Genomic DNA, 18,146 nt, shown 5'->3' on the forward strand with positions numbered 1-18,146 from the left:
GCATGAAGGCGCTGAACCTGAACCTGCGCGCCGCGCTGGTCTCGCTGCTGCTGCTGGTCGTCTTTGTCGGTGCCTGGCAGATCGGCACGGGCGGCGCCGGCACGTCCTCGGCCACCGCCTCGCTCACGCCGGAAGAACTGGAGTACGCCAAGCTCATGGGCAAGGACCCCGGCGCGGCCGTGGCCAAGTCGGACGGCTTCCCGCCCCCACTGGCGGTGGCCGAGGCTAGCTGGAAACACCTGTCCGATCCCTTCTACGACAAAGGCCCCAACGACAAGGGCATCGGCATCCAGATCGCGCATTCGCTGGCGCGCGTGGGCCTGGGTTTCGCGCTGGCCATGCTGGTGGCCATTCCGCTGGGCTTTCTCATCGGCATGTCGCCGCTCATGAGCAAGGCCTTCGATCCCTTCGTTCAGGTGCTCAAGCCCATCAGCCCCCTGGCCTGGATGCCGCTGGCGCTCTACACGCTGAAAGACAGCAACGTCAGCGGCATCTTCGTCATCTTCATCTGCTCGGTCTGGCCGATGCTGATCAACACCGCCTTCGGCGTCGCCTCGGTCAAGCGCGACTGGCTCAATGTGGCCGCCACGCTGGAGGTGAACCCGCTGCGCAAGGCCTTCCTGGTGGTGCTGCCCGCCGCCGCGCCCACCATCCTCACGGGCATGCGCATCAGCATGGGCATTGCCTGGCTGGTCATCGTCGCGGCCGAGATGCTGGTGGGTGGCACCGGCATCGGCTACTTCGTGTGGAACGAGTGGAACAACCTCTCGCTCACCAACGTGATCTTCGCGGTGCTGGTGATCGGGGTGGTGGGCATGCTGCTCGACCTGATGTTCGCGCAACTGCAGAAGGCGGTGACTTATGTGGAGTGACGGCCGGCAACAGGGCGTCGCAGCCGCGACGCGCGCAACACCAGCGAAAGGCCAAGCCATGAGCGCCCATTCCCGCGCCTTCCTGCAGGTCGAGCGCCTCGCCAAGGCCTACCAGGCCGACAAGCCGGTCTTCGCCAACGTCGACTTCGGCATCGACAGGGGCGAGTTCGTCTGCATCATCGGCCACAGCGGCTGCGGCAAGACGACCATCCTCAATGTGCTGGCTGGCCTGGACACCGCCAGCGCGGGCCATGCGTTCATGGACGGCCGCGAAATCGCTGGCCCCAGCCTGGAGCGCGGCGTGGTGTTCCAGGGCCACGCGCTCATGCCATGGCTCACCGTGCGCCAGAACATCGCCTTCGCGGTGAAGTCGCGCTGGCCCGACTGGAAGAAGCCCGAGGTCGAGGCGCAGGTCGAGAAGTACGTGGCCATGGTGGGCCTGAGCCCGGCCATCGACAAGAAGCCCTCGCAGCTGTCGGGCGGCATGAAGCAGCGCGTGGGCATCGCGCGGGCCTTCGCCATTCAGCCCAAGATGCTGCTGCTCGACGAGCCCTTTGGCGCGCTGGACGCGCTCACGCGCGGCACCATCCAGGACGAGCTCATGGGCATCGTTCGCGAGACGCAACAGACGGTGTTCATGATCACCCACGACGTGGACGAGGCCATCCTGCTGGCCGACCGCATCCTGCTCATGAGCAACGGGGCCGAGGTGGATGGCGCCTACCGGCCGGGCGGCCTGGCCGAGGTGGTGGACAACCCCTTGCCGCGCGAGCGCACGCGCACCCAGCTGCACCACCTGGACGGCTACTACGCCCTGCGCAACCACATCGTCGACTTTCTCGTCTCCCGGGCGACCGCGCATTGACGGCGGCACCCCGCCGCGCCCACTCCAACCCCAACCCCCACCCCACCACCACAACGGGACCCCCCACCATGAGCCGCATCGAAGTCACCGAGAAGATCATCGCCACCAAGGTCAGCAAGGGCCTGAAATGGGAGGACGTCGCCAAGAAAGTCGGTCAGTCCAAGGAATGGACCACGGCCCTGTGCCTGGGCCAGATGACCGCCTCGCCCGCGCAGGCCAAGGTCCTGGGCAAGGTCTTCGGCCTGACGGCCGAGGAGCAGAAGTGGCTGCAGGTCGTGCCCTACAAAGGCTCGCTGCCCACCAGCGTGCCCACCGACCCGCTGATCTACCGCTTCTACGAACTCATCAGCGTCTACGGCACCACCTTCAAGGAGCTCATCCACGAGGAGTTCGGCGACGGCATCATGAGCGCTATCGACTTCAAGATGGACATGAAGCGCGAGAAAGACCCGAACGGCGATCGCGTGAACATCGTGATGTCGGGCAAGTTCCTGCCGTACAAGCAGTATTGACCCCCCGCGGCGCTGCGCGCCTCCCCCCTGGGAGGGGGGCGACACCGACGGCCCGGCGGAGCCGGTTCCGTGGTGTCTCTGGGGGCGTTGCGGTGGGCGTGGTCATGAGGGTGAACCGTTTCGACCCTTCGGTCACTCACCGGCTCGTTGCTGCCGAGCCGACATGTACTGCCGCACCCTCAAATACCGCGACCCTTGCGGCCGCTTCTCCATCCTGGTGGAAGAACAGCCCGACGGTTCGCTCAAGCTCTGGGAGCTCGACGTGCCCGGCGACGGCATGCGCCGCCGCCACGTGATCGGCCAGGTGGCCGACAGTCTGGCGCGCGAGGGCCGGTCACTGCGCGTGGTGTGGGGCGCGGCGCGGGTGCAGCGCCGCCAGGCGGGTGATCCGTCCTGGTCCTAGGCCTTGGGCAGCGGAATCCACTCCTGGTCATCGCCTGGCGGCAGCGGGATGCGCCCGGCGGCCCAGTCCGCCTTGGCCTGCTCGATGCGCTCCTTGCGTGAAGACACGAAGTTCCACCAGACATGCCGCTCGCCCAATGGCTCGCCGCCGAAGACCATCAGCGTGCTCGGCACGCGCGCGGTGATGAGCGCGTCGGCGTCGTCGCCGAACACCAGCAGCTGCCCGGGGCGGTAGACCTCGCCCGCGTACTCGATGTCGCCGCGCGCCACGTACACCGCCTGCTCGCGGTGGCCGCCGGGCAGGGCCAGGCTGGCGCCGGCCTGCCATTCGGTGTGCAGGTAGAACAGCGGCGAGTGCGTGCGCACGGGGCTCTTCAGGCCATAGGCCTCGCCCGCGATCAGGCGCATCCACACGCCGTCCCGTTCGCGCACCGGCAGATCGCTGGCCGGGTAGTGGGTGAAGGCAGGCTCGGTTTCTTCGTCGCGCTCGGGCAGCGCTACCCAGAGCTGCATCAGCTCCAGCCCGCCGCCCGCGAAGGACTCGGGGTGGGTGAAGCGCTCGCTGTGCGAGATGCCGCGGCCGGCGGTCATCCAGTTCACGTCGCCGGGCACGATGTCCTGCACCACGCCCAGGCTGTCCCGGTGCTTGATCTGTCCGCTGAGCAGGTAGCTCACGGTGGACAGGCCGATGTGCGGGTGCGGTCGCACGTCGGCGTCACGCGTGTCCTCGGCCGCCAGCGTCACGGGGCCGGCGTGGTCCACAAAGATGAAGGGGCCGACCATGCGGCGCTTCGCGTAGGGCAGCACGCGCCGCACCGTCAGGCCGTGGCCCAGGTCGGCGGCGCGCGCGTCGATCACCATTTCCAGCATCGGGGTCTCCTTGGTCGTGGCCGGCCATTGTCGACCGGGAGCGGATGCCCCGGGGCTGTGCGCGACAATGCCCGCCCCATGCAACTGAGCGAACTGCGCCAACGCCTCACCGCCCTCGGGGCCGGGCCGCTGCATGCGCAGCGCGTGCTGCGCCACTGGCTGCACGCCCTGCCGGCCGACGCCGGCCGGCGCAAGCCCGAGCACCATTTCCCCAAGGCCCTGTTCGAGGCCCTGCCGGCGCTGCGCGAGGAACTCGCCGGCCTCGCCCGCCTGCGCGCCGAGCACCCGGGCGAGGACGGCTCGGCCCGCCTGCTGGTGGCCCTGCGCGACGGCCAGACCGTCGAGAGCGTGCGCCTGCCGCGCGGCGGCCTGTGCGTGTCCACCCAGGTGGGCTGCGCGGTGGGCTGCGCCTTCTGCATGACCGGCACCGGCGGCCTGCTGCGCCAGCTCGGCAGCGCCGAGATCCTGGCCCAGGTGGCGCTGGCGCGCGCCGGCCGGCCGGTGAACAAGGTGGTTTTCATGGGCATGGGCGAGCCCGCGCACAACCTGGACGCGGTGCTCGAGGCCATCGAGCTGCTGGGCACGGTGGGCGGCATCGGTCACAAGAACCTGGTGTTCTCCACCGTGGGCGACGAGCGCGCCTTCGAGGCGCTGCCGCGCGGCGCGGTCAAACCCGCGCTGGCGTTGTCGCTGCACACCACCAAGCCTGATCTGCGCGAGCAACTGCTGCCGCGCGCGCCGCGCCTCACGCCCACCGAGCTGGTGGAGCGTGCCGAGGCCTACGCGCGCGCCACCGGCTATCCGGTGCAATACCAGTGGACCCTGCTGGACGGCGTGAACGACGGCGACGATGAAATCGAGGGCATCGTGCGCCTGCTCGGTGGCCGCTACGGCGTGCTCAACCTCATTCCCTACAACGCCGTCGACGGTCTGCCGTTCCAGCGCCCGGCCTGGGAGAAGGCGGCCGACATCGCGCGCCGCCTGCACCGCCAGGGCATCCTGACCAAGCTGCGCCACTCGGCGGGGCAGGACGTGGACGCGGGTTGCGGGCAGCTGCGGGCGCGCTCGCTGGACACGGGCGAGCGCGTGGTGGCGCTGCGGCGGCGGGCCGCCGCCTAGGCCCTGCCGACATCCGCGTCGGCACCGGTTTCGGCGGCGCGCCGTGCCAGCATCGGCGCCACCATGGGAATGGTCAGCATGGTGCTGGCCACCGCCATCAGCAGCAGCGCGGTGAAGGTGGCGTCGGTGATGAGGGCCTTGTCCAACAGCACGTTGGCGAAGACGATCATGATCAGCGCCTTGGTCTGCAGCAGCCAGCCGATCAGGCGCGCTTCCTCGCGCGGCCAGCCCAGCCAGCGGCCGGCCAGGCGCATGGCCAGCAGCTTGCCCGCCACCGACACCAGCAGCAGCAGGGCGGCGGCGGCGAGCACCGCCGCGCCCCCGACGGCCCACTTGGTGCGCAACCCCGTGCTGAGGAAGAACACCGGCATGAGCACCAGCAGCACGTGGTGGCGCAGCTGGTCCAGGCGGTCCTGGTCGAACCAGTGGGCGTCGATCACCGCGCCCGCGAGGAACGCGCCCACCATGTAGTGCAGGCCTGCCCAATCGGCGCCCAGGCCGCAGGCCAGCAGCCACACCAGGGCCGCGGTCCAGCGGTCTTGTTCGGGCAAGGCGCGCATGAGCCGGCGGAACAACAGGGTGAGCAAGCCGAAGGCGAGCAGGAAACCCAGCTGGCGGCCCATGCGGTCCCATTCCATGAGGATCACGGCCAGCACGCCCCAGATGGCCAGGTCGTCCAGGCTGGCGTAGCGCAGCAGGCGCTGGCCCAGCGGCTGGCGCAGGATGCCCAGTTTTTCCATCAGCAGGATCAGGATGGGCAGCGCGGTGACGGCGCAGGACATGCCGATGCCCAGCAGGAACTGCCAGTCCTTGGCCCGGGGGCCGGCCCAGTCGGGCCAGGCCAGCAACACCGCGCCCGCCGCCGCGCCCAGCAGCAGCGGCACGCCCAAGGCCAGGCCGGCGGTGATGCCGCTCTCACGCCGCTTCGCCCAGGCCTGGCGCAGGTCCAGCTCGATGCCGGCGATGCAGACGAACAGCATCACGGCCCATTGCGCCACGCCCGACAGCGCCTGCGTCACCGGCGGGCTGAAAACGAAGCGGTGGTACTCGGGAAAGGCCGCGCCCAGCACGCCCGGCCCGAGCGCGATGCCGGTGAGGATCTGTACCACCACCAGGGGCGCGAGGTAGTCGGTGCGGCCGAGCCGCCAGACCAGGTAGGGGACGCTGAAGACGATCAGCATCGCGACCAGAAAGATCTCGGAAGGGGTCATGCCGGGCTCCGCGCCATCGAGGTGGCCTCAGTGTGCCCGCGCGGGTCGGCGCGGCGCCCCGGGGGTACCGGCGGCTCAGCCCATTTCCTCCAGCAGCTGACGGGCCGTGACGCTGACCTCGTCCGTGTAAGAGCCTCCTGCGGCCAGTTGCAGGTCGCTTTTGAACCTGGCCAGTTGGTCGTCGGGCAACCATTCGATGGCCGCAGCCAGTGCCTTGACGGTGGTATGGGGGGCGACAGTCACCCAGCGCTCAATGGCGGGCACTTGGATCTGGGCCCCGAAGCGCTTGATGAAAGACTGGCCCAGCGGCGCCGAGGCTGGGGGTGTCTTGACTGGCTGGTCGGGCACCTCAATGAAGTGCATCGAGGCGGCGCTTTCTTTGCTGTGGTAGGGCAGCATCCCGAGCGTCCATTCCGGTTCCTGCGGTCGCTCCAAAGACTCGGACACGTCGTCCCGCTGTTGCTTTGCTGAGGCCTTGAAAGTTGCCGTCTGCGCTTTGGGGTGCAGCGCCGCCAGCAGCTGCTTGGCAGCGGCGCCAAGGTTCGGGCGTATCTCCAGCTGGTACCTAAACCGTTGCTGCCCCAGGGAGTCCAGCGATCGAATGACTTCGGCAATGGTCTGGACGTCCGCGTCTGCCGCGATCTGGTCCGCAGCAGCGGAGTGGCGCAGCTCGCGAAGGATGACTCTGCTTGTCGGGGCAAGATCGAGGGGCGGATATATCAGCACCTTGAGGTCCTTCAGGAACGCTCTGTCCAGCACCACCTGATTGCTCGTGGCCAAGCGGCAAAAAATCGAGTTCAGGGCCTCCTTCACCTCCAACGGATGGTGCTGATCCGCAGTGAAGCGGCGCGCGAGGGTCCGCACAAGCCGCTCCGTGGCCAGCGAGGAGCTGGTGGTAGTGCCATTCGCATTCTGGACGTTGACGGAGAGGCATTGCGTGCGCTCGCCATTGGGCTCGATCTTGTCCTTGATGAGCAGAACGGTCGGCCCCATCCGCCATCCCCTGTTCACCGACTTGCCATACGCATACAGCTGTCTCAGGTCAAAGATCTCAGCCTTATCCGCTGAATCTGAAAGAAGCGCCTGTGTTTTGCCGGGGCGGGGGGTCGATCGAGGAATCATGGGCGTTGCGGAGGGACATGAGGGGCAGATGGCCATAGCAGGTGGCCTGGACGCGCGTTCAGTAACGCCTGAGAAAGCCGTGGCGCCAGCCAAATGGTTGTTCAGGCCGAACGGACGAGGGGTTTCGACGCCTGTCGCTAAAATCCCCCCTCTCTCAAGGAGCGTTGCAGCGGTCAGCCCAGGCCCCCCGGGCCGGGACCGTCAGGCTTGAGTGGGCTGGACCGGCCCCAACGACGCTCACCAGCTCGGTTTTTCGCAAACAACCCTGGTGAGCCGCATGTCCTCCGAGACCTCCCCCGCCCCCGCTTCCCCCGCCGTTCGCCCGATGCTGCTGTCGGGCCTGGAGCCGCTCGCCATCGGCGAAGGCAGCCTGTTCGTCAACGTCGGCGAGCGCACCAACGTCACCGGCTCCAAGGCCTTCGCGCGCATGATTCTTGAAGGCCGCTTCGAGGACGCGCTGGCCGTGGCGCGCCAGCAGGTGGAGAACGGCGCGCAGATCGTCGACGTGAACATGGACGAGGCCATGCTCGACAGCGAGGCCGCCATGGTGCGCTTCCTCAACCTCATGGCCGGCGAGCCCGACATCGCGCGCGTGCCGGTGATGGTGGACAGCTCCAAGTGGAGCGTCATCGAGGCCGGCCTGCGCTGCCTGCAGGGCAAGGGCGTCGTCAACTCCATCAGCATGAAAGAGGGCGTGGAGGAGTTCAAGCGCCAGGCGCGGCTCATCAAGCGCTACGGCGCCGCCACCGTGGTGATGGCCTTCGACGAGAAAGGCCAGGCCGACACCTACGAGCGCAAGATCGAGATCTGCGAGCGTGCCTACCGCATCCTGGTGGACGAGGTGGGCTTCCCGCCCGAGGACATCGTCTTCGACCCCAACATCTTCGCCATCGCCACCGGCATCGAGGAGCACAACAACTACGCGGTGGACTTCATCAACGCCACGCGCTGGATCAAGCAGCACCTGCCGGGCGCCAAGGTCTCGGGCGGCGTGTCCAACGTGAGCTTCAGCTTCCGCGGCAACGACCCGGTGCGCGAGGCCATCCACACCGTCTTCCTGTACCACGCCATTCAGGCCGGCATGGACATGGGCATCGTCAACGCCGGCATGGTCGGCGTGTACGACGAGCTGGAACCCACGCTGCGCGAGCGCGTGGAGGACGTGGTGCTGAACCGCCGCCCGGACGCCGCCGAGCGCCTGCTCGAGATCGCCGAGAGCGCCAAGGGCGCGGCCAAGGACGATTCCCAGAAGAACGCCTGGCGCGAACTGCCGCTGCGCGAGCGCCTGTCGCACGCGCTGGTGCGCGGCATCAACGACTTCATCACCGAAGACACCGAGGCCATGTGGCGCGAGATCGAGGCCGGCGGCGGGCGCCCGCTCAACGTGATCGAAGGCCCGCTCATGGACGGCATGAACGTGGTGGGCGACCTGTTCGGCCAGGGCAAGATGTTCCTGCCCCAGGTGGTCAAGAGCGCGCGCGTGATGAAGCAGGCCGTGGCCCACCTGCTGCCCTACATCGAGGAAGAGAAGAAGCGCCTGGAAGCGGCCGGCGGCGACGTGCGATCCAAGGGCAAGATCGTCATCGCCACCGTCAAGGGCGACGTGCACGACATCGGCAAGAACATCGTCACCGTCGTGCTCCAGTGCAACAACTTCGAGGTGGTGAACATGGGCGTGATGGTCCCGTGCCACGAGATCCTGGCCAAGGCCAAGGTCGAGGGCGCGGACATCGTGGGCCTGTCGGGCCTGATCACGCCGAGCCTGGAAGAGATGCAGTACGTGGCCAGCGAGATGCAGAAGGACGAGCACTTCCGCATCAAGAAGATCCCGCTGCTGATCGGCGGCGCCACCACCAGCCGCGTGCACACGGCGGTGAAGATCGCGCCGCACTACGAAGGCCCGGTGGTCTACGTGCCCGATGCCTCGCGCAGCGTGAGCGTGGCCCAGGGCCTGCTGTCGGACCAGGCCACGGCCTATATCGCCGAGGTCAACGCCGACTATGAGCGCGTGCGCCACCAGCACGCCAACAAGAAGCAGGTGCCGCTGTGGCCGCTGGACAAGGCGCGCGCCAACCGCACGCCCATCGAGTGGAGCGGCTACACCCCGCCCGTGCCCAAGTTCATTGGCCGGCGCGTGTTCAAGAACGTGGACCTGGCCGAGCTCGCGAGGTACATCGACTGGGGTCCCTTCTTCCAGACCTGGGACCTGGCCGGTCCCTTCCCCGAGATCCTCAAGGACGAGGTGGTGGGCGAAGAGGCGCGCCGCGTCTTCAGCGACGGCAAGCGCATGCTCCAGCGCATCATCGACGGCCGCTGGCTCACGGCCAGCGCGGTCATCGGCCTGTACCCGGCCAACTGCGTGAACCAGGACGACATCGCGCTGTACGCCGACGAGTCGCGCGAGCGCCCGGTGCTGGTGTGGCACGGCCTGCGCCAGCAGACCGAGAAGCAGGAGATCGACGGCGTGATGCGCCCCAGCCGCTGCCTGGCCGACTTCGTGGCGCCCCAGGGCGTGGCCCCGGACTACGTGGGCGTGTTCGCGGTGACGGCGGGCCTGGGCGTGGAGAAGAAAGAGAAGCAGTTCCTCGACGACCTCGACGACTACTCGGCCATCATGTTCAAAGCCCTGGCCGACCGTCTGGCCGAGGCCCTGGCCGAGCAGATGCACCACCGCGTGCGCACCGACCTGTGGGGCTACGCGCCGACCGAGGCGCTGAGCAACGAGGAGCTCATCAAGGAAAAGTACCAGGGCATCCGCCCCGCGCCGGGTTACCCGGCCTGCCCGGACCACACCGTCAAGCGCGGCCTGTTCGAGCTGTTGCAGGCCGAGGAGATCGGCATGGGCCTGACCGAGAGCCTGGCCATGTCGCCGGCGGCCAGCGTGAGCGGCTTCTACCTGAGCCACCCGCAGAGCACCTACTTCAACGTCGGGCGCATCGGCGAGGACCAGCTGGACGACCTGGCCCAGCGCAGCGCCGTGGCGCGCGCGGACCTGCAGCGCTGGCTGGCGCCCAATCTCTGACCCCCGGCGCGCGGGCCGCCGCGCCCCCGTGCGCGCGTTTTGGCCGCGCCAGGCGCGCTCAGGCTCAGCCGGTGCCATGCCCGGCGAGACCGCGCAGCCAGTCCAGGACCTCTGGCGAGCGGTTTCGCGCCAGCAGCGCCAGGCCGGCCAGGCGCCGGACGGCCTCGTCGTTCCCGCTCAGCGACAAGGCGTCGAGCACCCCTCCCAGGATGGGGTCGGGCATGTCGTGGATGGCCGCGAGGCCGGCCGTTTCATGGGCGCCCAAGGGACACCCGGACAGCCGCTTGATGGCGTGGAACACCGGCTCGGGCAGCGCCATGGCCTGAAGGTCGCGGGCGAGGTCGGCCAGCTCCTGCTCGGCATAGGGGGTGGTCTGTGGGGTGTCGCGGGGGGCACCCCAGTCCCACCGCGCGGCCGCCGGCCAGTGGGCCACCACAATGGCCTTCAGCCCCGGGGCCACCGCCCGGGTCCGCGCGCCGAGGATGGCCTTGGCCGCGACAAAGGCGAAGGCCTTGGCGGCGGGCGGGTAGAGCCGGCCCAGGCATTCCAGCACGCCCAGCAGCTGGCGCGGGGTGCTGTGCCGAAGGAAGGCCACGACGTCCCGCTCGGCCCCGCAGGCCGCGAAGGCGCTCAGGGCCCGCATCACCGTCGGCGGGTCCAGCAGCGGATCGGCGGACGACAGGGCCAAAGGATGGGCGTCGGCCAGGGCGAGCAGGTAGCGGGCGGCGGCGGTGGCGTGCATCAGCGGCGCGGAGACGACGTCGGGCGCGGTGGCTGGCGCGCTGGGCGCCAGAGGGTCGCTCGCCGGCGCCAACAGGCGCCGCAGACCCAGCGCGGCCCCGGGGTGGATGCCCCAGAGCCAGCTCAGCAGGGCGTCCATGTCGCCCGTGTTCGAGAACGTCGCCAGCCACAGTCGCAGCGGCGCGGCGCCGTGGCTGCCGCAGGACAGGTGGGACAGGGCGGTCCACAGCCTGGCGCTCAGGGGAATGGGCTTGCAGCTCACGATGTGCCGGGCCGCGCCGACGACGTACGGGAAGTCGGCCAGCGCGGGCTGGGTCGCGTTGACGTAGCCGGTGAGCGCGGGGTTCGCTGGCGCCAGGTGCCGCTCGACGTGGTGCTTGATCGCGCTGAGCGCGTCCCTGGCCCCCGGTCGCCGTTCGTACGCCTTGAAGCAGCCATTGAACCGGGCGAGGAACCGCTTCACACAGCGGTCCAGGTGGGGCTTCATCTCGGCCGGGCAGTCGGCGCTGGTGGGCAGGTGTTCGAGCAGCTGGTCCAGGTGCTCGGCGAGGCCGTTGCTTCTGCATGGCGCGGGCAGGGCCGCCAGCATCAGCACGGCGAACGCGGGGCGTGCGTGCAGGGGCAGCTTGTCCAGGAACACCAGCAGGCTGTACTGGCCCGCGCAGTCGGGGCTGGCGTGGGCTTGCGCGTCGAAAAACACCTCCACCAGGTCCGCGGTGCTGCTGCAGTCCCGCAGCTGGAGCGCCGTGTAGGCCATGTGGCAGCCGAGGTGGCCGATGCAGGCGTGCACCTCGTTCAGCAGCGCCGGCCTTGGGGTGGGCGCGGTGCCGTTGCGCCGCGGCACTGTCGTGACGGGGCTGGAAAAGCCCCCGACGCGCTTCACGCGAACGCCTCCAGCACGCGCCGGTACTGCACCGCCTCCGCCACGTCGGCCGCAACCACGCGCTCGTGCCCGGCCAGGTCGGCGATGGTGCGCGCCACGCGCAGCGCGCGGTGCGTGCCGCGCCCGCTCCAGGCCAGGCGCACGGCCGCCGCGTGCAGGAACTTCAGCGCCGCCGGCTCGGCGCGCGCGTGCTCCTCGAGCGCGCCGCCCGCGAGCGCGCGGTTGGGCAGGCCCTGGCGCCGCAGCGCGCGCTCGCGGGCGGCCACCACGCGCGAGCGCACCCCGGCGCTGCCCTCGCCGGGCGGGCCCTGCAGCAGCTGCTCGCTGGGCAGCGCGGGCACCTCCACCTGCAGGTCGATGCGGTCGAGCAGCGGGCCGCTGAGCCGGCCCTGGTAGCGTTGCACTTGCTCGGGCGTGCAGCGGCAGGCCCGCACCGGGTGGCCGCGGTAGCCGCAGGGGCAGGGGTTCATGGCGGCCACGAGCTGGAAACGCGCGGGGAATTCGGCCTGCTGCGCCGCGCGCGAGACGCGGATGCGGCCGGTCTCCAGCGGCTCGCGCAGCGCCTCCAGCGCGTGGCGCGCGAACTCGGGCAGCTCGTCGAGGAACAGCACGCCCTGGTGGGCGAGCGAGATCTCGCCCGGCCGCGGCGGCGAGCCCCCGCCCACCAGCGCCACGGCGGAGGCGCTGTGGTGCGGCGCGCAGAAGGGCCGTTCGCCCCAGCGCGCGGGATCGAAGCGCCCGGCCAGCGAGGCCACGGCCGCGGCCTGCAGGGCCTCGTCGGTGGCCATGGGCGGCAGCAGCCCGCCCAGGCGCTGCGCCAGCATGGACTTGCCGGCGCCCGGCGGCCCCACCAGCAACCGGCTGTGGCCGCCGGCGGCCGCGATCTCCAGCGCGCGGCGCGCGGCCACCTGGCCTTTCACGTCGGCAAGGTCGGGTCCCCCGGGCGGCGCCGGGGCGCCGTCGCGCGGCTCCAGCCGCGCCCAGCCCGCGTCGTCCGGCGGGGCCGGCTGCTCGCGGCGCAGGCGCGCCACCACGTCGATGAGGTGGCGCGCGCGCACCACATGGGCGCCGGGCACCAGGGCGGCCTCTTCGGCGCTGCCCGGTGGCAGCACCAGGGTGCGGGGGGCCGCGTCCTGCGCGAGGGCCAGCGCCATGGCCAGCGCGCCGCGCACCGGGCGCAGTTCGCCGCCCAGGGACAGCTCGCCCGCGTACACGCCGCGCGCCAGGGGTTCGGCCTCGATCTGCCCGCTGGCGGCCAGGATGCCCAGCGCGATCGGCAGGTCGAAACGCCCCGAGTCCTTGGGCAGGTCGGCCGGCGCCAGGTTCACGGTGATGCGCTGGCTGTGCGGGAACTCCAGGCCGCTGTTGGCGATGGCCGCGCGCACCCGCTCGCGCGCTTCCTTCACCTCGGTGTCGGCCAGGCCCACCAGCGTGAAGCTGGGCAGGCCGTTGGCCAGGTGGACTTCCACGCTCACGGGCCGGGCGGCCAGCCCCTGCAGCGCGCGGCTGTGCACATGCGCCAGCGCCATGGGTGTTCTCCCTGTTCAGGTGCGCGGCCGCCGGCGGCGACCACGGGGCGGCCGATTCTGCGGGCGCCGCTGGCGCGACACGGGTGGGGGTGTCGGGGCGCCGGCCCGTCCCCGATTCGGCGCACCAGGCACCTTGATGGTGCGTCCCGGCCCCCCGGGGGTGCCGCGGCGCGGGCGGGGCCTCATCCTGGTGCCGACCGCCCCTGGGGGCGGGCACCCGGGCGCTCCGGGTTGGCACACAAGCTGCTAAGGCTGACACCAGATCAACCAACCCCTGGAGGGATCGTCGTGAAAATGGTTTCAGCCGTCATCAAGCCGTTCAAGCTGGACGAGGTGCGCGAGGCGCTCTCCGGCGTGGGCGTGCAGGGCATCACCGTCACCGAGGTCAAGGGCTTCGGCCGGCAGAAGGGGCACACCGAGCTCTACCGCGGCGCGGAGTACGTGGTCGACTTCCTGCCCAAGGTCAAGATCGAAGCGGCCGTCGCGGACGACCTGGTCGAGCGCGTCATCGAGGCCATCGAAGGCGCCGCGCGCACCGGAAAGATCGGCGACGGAAAGATCTTCGTCTCGCCGCTCGAGCAAGTGGTCCGCATCCGCACCGGCGAGACCGGCAACGAGGCGATCTGACCCAGCCATCCCCTGAACCCAACCGAGTCCATCCAAATGAAGAAACTCCTGGCTTCCCTGTTGCTGGGCCTGGGCCTGGCGATCGGCGGTGGCGCAGCCATCGCGCAATCGACCACCGAGGCCCCACCGGCCGCTGCCGCTCCCGCGGCCCCCGCCGCCGAAGCGCCCGCCGCTGCCGCGCCGGCCGCCCCCGCCGCCGCTGAAGCGCCCAAACTCGACAGCGGCGACACCGCGTGGATGCTCACGTCCACGCTGCTCGTCATCCTGATGACCATCCCCGGCCTGGCCCTGTTCTATGGCGGCCTGGCGCGCTCGAAGAACATGCTGTCGGTGCTCATGCAGGTGATGGTGATCTTCTCGCTCATCTCCCTGCTGTGGGCCATCTACGGCTTCTCGCTCACCTTCGGCGGTGCGGGCACCTTCTTCGGCTCCTTCGACAAGCTGTTCCTTGCCGGCACCAAGGCCGACACCATGTCGTCGGCGCTGGCGACCATCCCCGAGTACGTGTTCATCGCCTTCCAGGGCACTTTCGCCGCCATCACCGTGGCGCTGATCGTGGGCTCCTTCGCCGAGCGCGTGAAGTTCGGCGCCGTGCTGCTGTTCTCGGCCCTGTGGTTCACCTTCTCGTACATCCCCATGGCCCACATGGTCTGGGGCGGCGGCCTGCTGGCGGCCGACGGCGCGCTCGACTTCGCGGGCGGCACCGTGGTGCACATCAACGCCGGTGTCGCTGGCCTGGTGGGCGCCTATGTGGTGGGCAAGCGCATCGGCTACGGCAAGGAAGCGCTGACGCCGCACTCGCTGACGCTGACCATGGTGGGCGCCTCGCTGCTGTGGGTGGGCTGGTTCGGCTTCAACGCCGGCTCGGCCGGCGCCGCCAACGGCGTGGCCGGCCTGGCCTTCATCAACACCGTGCTGGCCACGGCCGCCGCCACCCTGGCCTGGTGCCTGGCCGAGTCCCTGCTCAAGGGCAAAGCCTCCATGCTGGGCGCCGCGTCCGGCGCCGTCGCCGGCCTGGTGGCCGTGACGCCGGCCGCGGGCTTCGTCGGCCCCATGGGCTCCATCGTCCTGGGCATCGTGGCCGGCTTCGTCTGCGTCTGGGGCGTCAGCGGTCTGAAGAAGATGCTGGGCGCGGACGACGCGTTCGACGTGTTCGGCGTGCACGGCGTGGGCGGCATCGTCGGCGCCATCCTGACCGGCGTGTTCGCCGCGCCGGGCCTGGGCGGCACCGGCGCCGAGGATTTCGCCATGGGTCACCAGGTCTGGGTGCAGGTCAAGAGCGTGCTCGTGACCGTGGCCTGGTCGGGCGTCGTGGCCTTCATCGCGTACAAGATCGCCGACCTCACCATGGGCCTGCGTCCCTCGGAAGAGGCCGAGCGCGAGGGCCTGGACATCACCTCGCACGGCGAGACGGCCTACCACCGCTGATTGACTCCAGGGGGCGCCCCGTCCGAAGACGGGGTGCTTTCCGGCTCTGGCCCGAGGCCCGACAGGTCCTCGGGCTTTTTTTGGTCCGTACCCCGGGGAGCAGGGGGCGCAAGCAGGCCCTAGCATCGCCGCCCGAATCAAACAAGGAACGCGCGCATGGGCTGGATGAAGAGGCGGGGTGGTGTGGCGGTGGCAGTGGCGGCGCTGCTGCTGGTGGCTGGTCAGGCCGTCGCGGCCAAGGCCGACGATCCACCGGCGCGGCGCGCGCCGGGCAAGGTCACGTTCCACAAGGCGCCCTCCGAAGAGAGCCCGGCCGCACGCGAGCGGCGCCTCAAGCGCGAGTGCAAGGGCCGTCCCAACGCTGGCGCCTGCCTGGGATTCACCTCGCGCTGAAGCGGTGAGCTGAACGCCTGGCCAGCGTGTTATGGGGTGCGGTGCACACCCGCGCGCAGGCGCCGATAGGGATAGCGCGCCGGGTTGGCCACGGCGTCGCCGGGCGCCTCCACCAGCAGGATCTCGCGCGCCATCGAGCCGAAGTCGGCGCGGAAGTGGCAGGTGCTCTTGAGCGCCAACAGCGCGGCGGCGGCCGGGTCGGCGCCCAGGTGGTGAAAGGGCGCGGGGTCGAAAGCCTGCATGCGCACGGAGCTGACCACCACGCGCGCGCCACCGAGGCGCAGCAGTGCCATCGGGCCGAGCTCGGTGGCGTTGCCGCCGGCCACCTGGCCGGTGGTGGTGAAGCGCCCGTCGCCCAGGCGCTCAACGGTGAAGCGTCCCACGAACGCCGGCTGATCCGGTACCCCGTGGGTGCCCCCCAGCGCCAGGCCGAGGCAGGCGCCCTCGCCAGCGGCGTGCGCGGCGGCCGCGGCCTCGGGGTCGCACAGGATGCCCAGCAGCGCGTCGGGGGCCTGCTGGCGCACCAGCTCGGCGAGCACGCCCGTGCAGGCGGCGCTGCCGCCCGCGCCGGGGTTGTCCTGCACGTCGGCCAGCACCACGGGGCCGCGTCCCGGCGCCTGCGCCTGTCGCAAGGCCAGGCGCACGGCGGTGTCGCAGGGCAACAGCCGGGCGTCGAAGGCGGCTCGGGCGTCGAGCACCTGGCGGTGCAGGGCCTCGCAGGCGGCGTCGGCCGCCGCCTGGTGGGTGGCGTGCACCATCACCGACGGGCCACACCAGTGGCTGTCGCCCGGCGGGAAGCCGGCGGCATAGCAGCGGCTGACGACGTCGCCCGCGTCCGCCAGCGACATCGCAGCGAGTCCTCGGCTGGGCTCGGCCAGCGTGGACTGGGCGTGGAGCGGGATGAGGAAGGGCGGATGCGCGATGGCCACGCCGGGCACTCGACCGCCGCCCGCAAGCCGCCGCACCAGCCGGGCGGCGAGTTCGCCGCACTGCACGCGGTCCACATGCGGGTAGGTGCGGTACACCACGGCGCCATCGATCAGGCGCGCGAAGTCGGGTGAAAGGTTGGCGTGGTAGTCCAGCGTCACCACGATGGGCAGTTGGTCCCCGACGACGCCGCGCACGCGACGCAGCAGCTCGGCCTCGGGGTCGTCCAGGGCGGGCGTTGCCATGGCGCCGTGCAGTTCAAGGAAGAGTCCGTCGAGCGCGCCGACCGCGCGCAGGCGCGAAAGCAGGGCCTGCGCGATGTGCTCGAAGGCCTCGTCGCTCACCAGGCCGCCCGCGCCACCGCTGGCCCAGGCCAGGGGCCGCAAGTGGGCGTCGGCGCCGATCGCGCGCAGAAAGCCCGTGGTGGGAAAGCTGCCCCGGGCCAGGCCGCGGGGCAGCTCATCGCCCAGCAGCAGCGGCGGGCGGTCGCGCCGCGCGAGGAAGTGCGCCAGTCCCACGTCCTGCGCGGAAGCGAAGGCGTTGGACTCGTGCGAGAAGCCGCCGAGCGCGATGCGGGGCCCGGAGCGCATCAACCCGTCTTCACCCCGCTGCGCTCCACCATGGCTCGCCAACGCTCGCGCTCGGCCTGCATGAAGCGCGCGTGCTGCTCGGGCGTGTTGGGAGCGCTTGGCGAGATGCCCATGCCCACTACCTTGTGCAGCACCTCGGCGTCCCGCAGGGCGGCGTTGATGGCGCCGTTCAGCGTGCCCACCCTGGCCGCCGGCGTGCCGCGTGGCAGGAAGACGCCATTCCAGGTGGGCATGGCGAAGCCGGGAAAGCCCAGCTCCGCCACCGTGGGCAGATCGGGCGCGCCGCGCAGCCGCTCGGGCGCTAGCGTGGCCAGCTGGCGCAGCTTGCCTTCCTGCGCCAGCTGCCGCGCCAGTGACAGCGTCATCAGCGCCAGGTCCACGCGACCGGAGACCAGGTCGGACACCACATGGGCCTCACCCTTGTAGGGGATGTGGTTCAGCGACACGCCGGCCAGCTTCCACAGGTACTCCTGCGCCACGTGCAACGTACCCAGCGGGCCGGCCGACATATAGCTCACCTCGCCGGGGCGCTGCTTCGCGCGGGCGAGCAGGCCGGCCAGGTCCTGGTCGGGGCTGGCGGCGGCAACCACCATCACGAAGTCCACGAAGCAGAAGTTGCCCGCGCCGACGAAATCGCTCGCGGGCCTATAGGGCAGCGCGGGCTGCGTGTACTCGAGCAGGGCGTTGGTGCCCACGCCGCCGAACAGCGCGGTGTGGCCATCCGGGGCCGCGCGCGCCACGTGGGTGGCGGCGATGGCGCCGGCCGCGCCCACGCGGTTGTCCACCACCACGGGCTGACGCAGGGACTGCTCCATCGAGCGCGCGAGGTGGCGCGCGAGCACGTCGGTGGCGCCGCCTGCCGAGAAGGGCACCACCAGTTGGATGGGCCGGGCCGGGTAGCCCGCCTGGGCGCGGGCCAGACCCGCGAGGCCGAGGGCGCTGCCGCCGGCGGCCATGAGGCGCAGCCAGTGGCGGCGTGTGGTGCGCAGGGGGGGGTTTAGGGGTTGGGGCATGCCAGGGTCTCCTTCTTGGG

At 70.7% G+C, this 18,146-nt stretch carries 16 protein-coding genes and 1 riboswitch; of the genes, 9 read left to right on the forward strand and 7 right to left on the reverse strand.

Going from position 1 to position 18,146, the window contains the following annotated elements:
- Window positions 1–2 precede the first annotated feature (2 nt).
- From ntrB to SOM08_RS00870, 4 genes are all read left to right on the forward strand, one after another.
- The gene (ntrB, locus tag SOM08_RS00855; protein ID WP_322469859.1) at window positions 3–872 is read left to right on the forward strand and encodes a nitrate ABC transporter permease; all 870 of its coding nucleotides are present in this window, start codon (window positions 3–5) and stop codon (window positions 870–872) included.
- Entirely contained in the window at window positions 862–1,737 is an 876-nt protein-coding gene (locus tag SOM08_RS00860) for an ABC transporter ATP-binding protein (RefSeq protein ID WP_322469860.1), read from the forward strand. The genes ntrB and SOM08_RS00860 overlap by 11 nt, the downstream gene beginning before the upstream one ends.
- Window positions 1,738–1,805: 68 nt before the next feature.
- The gene (gene cynS / locus SOM08_RS00865) at window positions 1,806–2,249 is read left to right on the forward strand and encodes a cyanase (RefSeq protein ID WP_116958979.1); all 444 of its coding nucleotides are present in this window, start codon (window positions 1,806–1,808) and stop codon (window positions 2,247–2,249) included.
- 163 nt (window positions 2,250–2,412) lie between these two features.
- On the forward strand, window positions 2,413–2,652 hold the full coding sequence (locus SOM08_RS00870) for a hypothetical protein (protein WP_322469861.1): 240 nt from the start codon (window positions 2,413–2,415) through the stop codon (window positions 2,650–2,652).
- Here the strand turns inward: SOM08_RS00870 and SOM08_RS00875 are convergent.
- Window positions 2,649–3,521 carry a pirin family protein gene (locus SOM08_RS00875; RefSeq protein ID WP_116958977.1) on the reverse strand — a complete coding sequence of 291 codons (873 nt, stop codon included), beginning with the start codon at window positions 3,519–3,521 and terminating at the stop codon, window positions 2,649–2,651. The two genes, SOM08_RS00870 and SOM08_RS00875, sit on opposite strands and share 4 nt — an antisense overlap.
- A 78-nt stretch (window positions 3,522–3,599) precedes the next feature.
- Here SOM08_RS00875 and SOM08_RS00880 point away from each other — a divergent pair, with 78 nt between their 5' ends.
- Window positions 3,600–4,640, forward strand: coding sequence for an RNA methyltransferase (locus tag SOM08_RS00880; RefSeq protein WP_322469862.1), 1,041 nt, complete (start codon window positions 3,600–3,602; stop codon window positions 4,638–4,640).
- On the opposite strand, the gene SOM08_RS00885 is transcribed toward SOM08_RS00880, so the two are convergent.
- Both SOM08_RS00885 and SOM08_RS00890 read right to left on the reverse strand, forming a co-directional pair.
- Window positions 4,637–5,851: a cation:proton antiporter gene (locus tag SOM08_RS00885; RefSeq protein ID WP_116958975.1), complete on the reverse strand. Its 1,215-nt coding sequence runs from the start codon at window positions 5,849–5,851 to the stop codon at window positions 4,637–4,639. The genes SOM08_RS00880 and SOM08_RS00885 overlap by 4 nt on opposite strands.
- A gap of 75 nt (window positions 5,852–5,926) precedes the next feature.
- Window positions 5,927–6,973: a hypothetical protein gene (locus SOM08_RS00890; RefSeq protein WP_322469863.1), complete on the reverse strand. Its 1,047-nt coding sequence runs from the start codon at window positions 6,971–6,973 to the stop codon at window positions 5,927–5,929.
- 150 nt (window positions 6,974–7,123) lie between these two features.
- Window positions 7,124–7,219, forward strand: a riboswitch (S-adenosyl-L-homocysteine riboswitch).
- 31 nt (window positions 7,220–7,250) lie between these two features.
- Here SOM08_RS00890 and metH point away from each other — a divergent pair.
- Window positions 7,251–9,995, forward strand: a complete 2,745-nt coding sequence (metH, locus tag SOM08_RS00895; RefSeq protein WP_116959266.1) for a methionine synthase — start codon at window positions 7,251–7,253, stop codon at window positions 9,993–9,995.
- Window positions 9,996–10,059: 64 nt separating this feature from the next.
- Here the strand turns inward: metH and SOM08_RS00900 are convergent, their stop codons facing one another.
- Together SOM08_RS00900 and SOM08_RS00905 are read right to left on the reverse strand one after the other, a co-directional pair.
- The gene (locus SOM08_RS00900; protein WP_322469864.1) at window positions 10,060–11,619 is read right to left on the reverse strand and encodes a hypothetical protein; all 1,560 of its coding nucleotides are present in this window, start codon (window positions 11,617–11,619) and stop codon (window positions 10,060–10,062) included.
- Window positions 11,616–13,148 carry a YifB family Mg chelatase-like AAA ATPase gene (locus tag SOM08_RS00905; protein WP_322469865.1) on the reverse strand — a complete coding sequence of 511 codons (1,533 nt, stop codon included), beginning with the start codon at window positions 13,146–13,148 and terminating at the stop codon, window positions 11,616–11,618. The genes SOM08_RS00900 and SOM08_RS00905 overlap by 4 nt, the downstream gene beginning before the upstream one ends.
- A 288-nt stretch (window positions 13,149–13,436) precedes the next feature.
- On the opposite strand from SOM08_RS00905, the gene SOM08_RS00910 reads away from it, so the two are divergent.
- The 3 genes from SOM08_RS00910 (at window position 13,437) to SOM08_RS00920 (ending at window position 15,596) form a co-directional block, all read left to right on the forward strand.
- A complete protein-coding gene (locus SOM08_RS00910; RefSeq protein WP_070400158.1) occupies window positions 13,437–13,775 on the forward strand; it encodes a P-II family nitrogen regulator in 339 nt (112 codons plus the stop codon).
- A 36-nt stretch (window positions 13,776–13,811) separates the two neighbouring features.
- Entirely contained in the window at window positions 13,812–15,203 is a 1,392-nt protein-coding gene (gene amt, locus SOM08_RS00915; RefSeq protein WP_322469866.1) for an ammonium transporter, read from the forward strand.
- A gap of 156 nt (window positions 15,204–15,359) precedes the next feature.
- Window positions 15,360–15,596: a hypothetical protein gene (locus tag SOM08_RS00920; RefSeq protein ID WP_116958970.1), complete on the forward strand. Its 237-nt coding sequence runs from the start codon at window positions 15,360–15,362 to the stop codon at window positions 15,594–15,596.
- 29 nt (window positions 15,597–15,625) lie between these two features.
- Here SOM08_RS00920 and SOM08_RS00925 read toward each other — a convergent pair whose 3' ends face one another.
- Window positions 15,626–17,113, reverse strand: a complete 1,488-nt coding sequence (locus tag SOM08_RS00925; RefSeq protein WP_322469867.1) for a M81 family metallopeptidase — start codon at window positions 17,111–17,113, stop codon at window positions 15,626–15,628.
- On the reverse strand, window positions 17,113–18,126 hold the full coding sequence (locus SOM08_RS00930; protein WP_322469868.1) for a tripartite tricarboxylate transporter substrate binding protein: 1,014 nt from the start codon (window positions 18,124–18,126) through the stop codon (window positions 17,113–17,115). Before SOM08_RS00930 ends, SOM08_RS00925 begins: the two co-directional genes overlap by 1 nt.
- Window positions 18,127–18,146: the final 20 nt, after the last annotated feature.

The organism is Hydrogenophaga sp. SNF1, from assembly GCF_034421675.1.
Taxonomy (GTDB): domain Bacteria; phylum Pseudomonadota; class Gammaproteobacteria; order Burkholderiales; family Burkholderiaceae_C; genus Hydrogenophaga; species Hydrogenophaga borbori.